This window comes from Mesorhizobium sp. M4B.F.Ca.ET.089.01.1.1 (genome assembly GCF_004022605.1).
Classification (GTDB): domain Bacteria; phylum Pseudomonadota; class Alphaproteobacteria; order Rhizobiales; family Rhizobiaceae; genus Mesorhizobium; species Mesorhizobium abyssinicae.
Map to the genome: position 1 here is coordinate 1 of NZ_RZOS01000891.1, position 1,100 is coordinate 1,100.

The 1,100-nt window shown below is 57.5% G+C and carries 2 protein-coding genes and 1 pseudogene; all 3 read left to right on the top strand.

Annotated features, from left to right (window positions below; genetic code table 11):
* Positions 1-178 (top strand): annotated as a pseudogene (locus EN780_RS41085) (7-carboxy-7-deazaguanine synthase); the annotation flags it as partial.
* The gene (gene queD / locus EN780_RS34805) at positions 175-528 is read left to right on the top strand and encodes a 6-carboxytetrahydropterin synthase QueD (RefSeq protein ID WP_128276506.1); all 354 of its coding nucleotides are present in this window, start codon (positions 175-177) and stop codon (positions 526-528) included. The pseudogene EN780_RS41085 and the gene queD, both read left to right, overlap by 4 nt.
* 21 nt (positions 529-549) lie before the next feature.
* Positions 550-1,100: 7-cyano-7-deazaguanine synthase QueC (queC, locus tag EN780_RS34810; RefSeq protein WP_128276507.1), on the top strand; the 551-nt coding region annotated here is incomplete at its 3' end.

Sequence of the window (1,100 nt, forward strand, 5' to 3'; positions counted from 1 at the left end):
CCCGCAGGCCGGCGCCGAACCGGAGCGGTTCGAGGCGTTGGAATTCGACCATTTCCTACTCCAGCCAATGGATGGACCTGCGCGCATAGCCAATACTCAGGCAGCGGTAGAATTCTGCTTGGCCAATCCTCGCTGGCAACTCAGCCTTCAAACACACAAACAACTAGGAATTCGATGAAAATCACACAGGCATTCACCTTTGAAGCGGCGCATCGCCTGCCCAACGTGCCGGAGACGCACCGGTGCCATCGCATGCACGGGCATTCGTATCGCATCGAACTGCGGCTGGACGGTCCTGTCGACCCGGACACGGGCTTCGTCGTCGATTTCTTCGATGTGGAGGCAGCCTTCGGGCCTTTGCTGAAACGGCTTGATCACTATTGCCTCAACGACATTGAAGGGCTGCAGAACCCCACCGCCGAGAACATAGCGATCTGGATATGGGACCGCGTCAAGCCGATTCTTCCCCAAACAACCGCTGTGGTCGTCTTCGAGACGCCGGACTGCTGGGCGGAATATGAGGGCTGACGCTTTTACCGGGAGCATGCCATGAACGACTCTGACGCCATCGTTTTGTTTTCTGGGGGACAAGACTCAACCACGTGCCTCGCCTGGGCGCTCGATCGCTTCGCACATGTCGAGACGATCGGCTTCGACTATCGCCAAAGGCATCGGGTCGAACTGGATGTGCGACCGGTGTTGTTGAATGCGTTCCGGGAACGATTTCCAAATTGGGCGGGAAAACTCGGCGGGGACCACCTGATCGACGTTGCTGTGCTCAATCAGGTAAGCGAGACATCGCTCACCCGCGACGTCGAAATCGCCATGCAGGCAAATGGTCTTCCGAACACCTTTGTGCCGGGACGAAATTTGCTCTTCATGACTTTTGCGGCTGCCGTCGCCTACCGGCGCGGCGCCAAGCACATCGTGACGGGCGTATGTGAAACCGATTATTCCGGTTATCCCGATTGCCGGGACGACACAATGAAGGCGATGCAACTTGCCCTCAATCTCGGCATGGATACTCGGTTTGTCGTTCATACGCCTTTGATGTGGATCGACAAGGCTGAGACATGGCGCTTGGCCCGCAGTCTGGGTGG

Excerpts from the sequence above, each read along its gene's own strand:
- queD (WP_128276506.1), top strand. The coding sequence starts at position 175 with ATGAAAATCACACAGGCATTCACCTTTGAAGCGGCGCATCGCCTGCCC.